The organism is Shigella sp. SIG6 (assembly GCF_053555815.1).
The window spans coordinates 1-3061 of record NZ_JBQZXC010000221.1; the positions used below are offsets into that span (position 1 = coordinate 1).

Consider the following 3061-nt stretch of genomic DNA (forward strand, 5'->3'; position numbering starts at 1 on the left):
TTCTCTTCAAAATAGGTGCGTGGATCCGTTCCTGAGAAATAGAGCTTTCGCAAGTCAGCAGTGATCTGTCTGGCATCCTTCAAAGACAGGGATGGGTATCGACCAAGCCCAAGTCGATTAGGCTTGCCATGCCAGCGATAGCGGTACTGGAACTGGATGACCCCCTTCGGTGAAATTCGTACGCTGAGGCCATCGGCATCAGCCACTTCTTGTGGGCCCGAATATGGTTTACCATAAATAGTACGCAGTTTTGTGTCGCTTATAACCATAAATAATATTTGGTACGCTCAGAAATAATAGTTTGGCACACATCTGGTACACAATATCACATGGACAACAGCGCACAGTAGACAACTATATTTGACGTTCGTAGACATACTCAGGTGAAAAAAGGGTTGCTTTTCGAGTTATAACAGACAGTTAATTAACTACAGTGGACAATGCTAGACAATGACAGACACAGATAAACAACCTACCTTCCTCTTTCACGATTACGAAACCTTTGGCACGCACCCCGCGTTAGATCGCCCTGCACAGTTCGCAGCCATTCGCACCGATGACGAATTCAATGTCATCGGCGAACCCGAAGTCTTTTACTGCAAGCCCGCGGATGACTATTTACCCCGGCCTAGAGCAGTATTAATTACCGGTATTACCCCGCAGGAGGCACGGGCGAAAGGAGAAAACGAAGCCGCGTTTGCCGCCCGTATTCACTCGCTTTTTACCGTACCGAAGACCTGTATTCTGGGCTACAACAATGTGCGTTTCGACGACGAAGTCACACGCAACGTTTTTTATCGTAATTTCTACGATCCTTACGCCTGGAGCTGGCAGCATGATAACTCGCGCTGGGATTTACTGGATGTTATGCGTGCCTGTTATGCCCTGCGCCCGGAAGGAATAAACTGGCCTGAAAATGATGACGGTCTACCGAGCTTTCGCCTTGAGCATTTAACCAAAGCGAATGGTATTGAACATAGCAACGCCCACGATGCGATGGCTGATGTGTACGCCACTATTGCGATGGCGAAACTGGTAAAAACGCGTCAGCCACGCCTGTTTGATTATCTCTTTACCCATCGTAATAAACACAAACTGATGGCGTTGATTGATGTTCCGCAGATGAAACCCCTGGCTCACGTTTCCGGAATGTTTGGGGCATGGCGTGGCAATACCAGCTGGGTGGCACCGCTGGCGTGGCATCCTGAAAATCGCAATGCCGTAATTATGGCGGATTTGGCAGGAGACATTTCGCCATTACTGGAGCTGGATATCGACACATTGCGCGAGCGTTTATATACCGCAAAAGCCGATCTTGGCGATAACGCCGCCGTTCCGGTTAAGCTGGTGCATATCAATAAATGTCCGGTACTGGCCCAGGCGAATACGCTACGCCCGGAAGATGCCGACCGACTGGGAATTAATCGTCAGCATTGCCTCGATAACCTCAAAATTCTGCGTGAAAATCCGCAAGTGCGTGAAAAAGTGGTAGCGATATTCGCGGAAGCCGAACCGTTTACACCTTCAGATAATGTGGATGCACAGCTTTATAATGGCTTTTTCAGTGACGCCGATCGTGCAGCAATGAAAATTGTGCTGGAAACCGAGCCGCGTAATTTACCGGCACTGGATATCACTTTTGTTGATAAACGAATTGAAAAGTTGTTGTTCAATTATCGGGCACGCAACTTCCCGGGGACGCTGGATTATGCCGAGCAGCAACGCTGGCTGGAGCACCGCCACCAGGTCTTCACGCCAGAGTTTTTGCAGGGTTATGCTGATGAATTGCAGATGCTGGTACAACAATATGCCGATGACAAAGAGAAAGTGGCGCTGTTAAAAGCACTTTGGCAGTACGCGGAAGAGATCGTCTAATTTGAAGCCGCCGCCGCTGGTACGGCGGAGGACAATGTTGAGTCAGGCTTTTTGAACGGTGATGCTCCACGCTGCATCGCCAATCTGCTGATAATCGGTGATGGCATGTCCTTCTTCTGCCGCCCACTGTGGGATTGCTTCAGTTGCCTGGGTGCAATCAAACTCAATTACCAACTCATCGCCGCTGGCCATTTCTGCCAGTGCTGCTTTTGCTTCTATGAGTGGAAACGGACAGACCTGCGTCACCACATCCAGCTTTTTAATCGCCATCTTTACACCTTACTTAATTTGCCGCAGCAGTTGCCAGTCGCGCCTTACGCTGCGGTCGAACATACACAAGCCAGGACGCAGTCCAGACTCCGAGAATCATAAATACAAGGCCAATCCAGCCCTGCCAGGTCATCATTGCAGTCATAACCAGTCCATTACCGATAGAGCAACCACCTGCAATACTGGCACCGAAGCCCATCAGTACACCACCTAACCCGCTACGTAATGTTGTTTGTGCATCAGCTGCGCGAACGCGGAACTCACGGCTCGCTTTGGCTGCAATAAATGCCCCCACGAAGATCCCTAACACCAGGAAAACGCCCCAGTTAATGTATTTCACGTCACCCGCGACCAGAAATTGCAGAATATTGGCCGTTGGGGAAGTGACTCCTAACCCAAACATGCGTCCGGTTGCTTCACTCAGGGGCCAGGCTAAAAGCGCAATCAAACCGATGAGTACAGCAGTGACAAAGGGATGCCAGCGTTTTTCAAACAGAATATGAGCGATCCCGGTTCGGCGCGGCGGTAAGGTCGCGACTTTGAGTTTTGGCTTCTTCAACTCTTTCATCACCACCCAGAGCGTTATCACCAGCAAAACGGTAACCAACGGCCACACAGACAAATTAAAAGTCTCAGCAATAGAGTTATGTTCAGTAGTGTAGTGCTGCAAGGTTTGATTTAAACCACTGGCGTGTGGAGAACGCATCACCGCACTCATCACCATATAAGTGAAAAGCGCGATCCAACTGCCGATCAATCCCTCACCCGCGCGATACCAGGTCCCGGTGGCACATCCACCCGCCAGAACAATTCCCAGCCCGAAAAGATACCCACCTATAACAGTACCAAGCCACGGGAACGCCCCGGCTTCGTAAGTCAGTAGGCCCGCCTGAATTAACGCAAAAACCCCCACGCT

At 50.1% G+C, this 3061-nt stretch carries 4 protein-coding genes; 1 reads left to right on the forward strand and 3 read right to left on the reverse strand.

Annotated elements, in window-relative coordinates; genetic code table 11:
• Nucleotides 1-269: Arm DNA-binding domain-containing protein (locus ACUU1M_RS19535; RefSeq protein WP_449144753.1), on the reverse strand; the 269-nt coding region annotated here is incomplete at its 3' end.
• A gap of 181 nt (nt 270-450) precedes the next feature.
• Here ACUU1M_RS19535 and sbcB point away from each other — a divergent pair.
• Nucleotides 451-1875, forward strand: a complete 1425-nt coding sequence (sbcB, locus tag ACUU1M_RS19540; RefSeq protein WP_000132550.1) for an exodeoxyribonuclease I — start codon at nt 451-453, stop codon at nt 1873-1875.
• 42 nt (nt 1876-1917) lie between these two features.
• Here the strand turns inward: sbcB and tsuB are convergent, their stop codons facing one another.
• Nucleotides 1918-2145 carry a thiosulfate utilization sulfurtransferase TsuB/YeeD gene (gene tsuB / locus ACUU1M_RS19545; protein WP_000985273.1) on the reverse strand — a complete coding sequence of 76 codons (228 nt, stop codon included), beginning with the start codon at nt 2143-2145 and terminating at the stop codon, nt 1918-1920.
• A 13-nt stretch (nt 2146-2158) separates the two neighbouring features.
• A partial coding sequence (locus tag ACUU1M_RS19550) for a YeeE/YedE thiosulfate transporter family protein (protein WP_449144754.1) occupies nt 2159-3061 on the reverse strand: 903 nt, incomplete at its 5' end.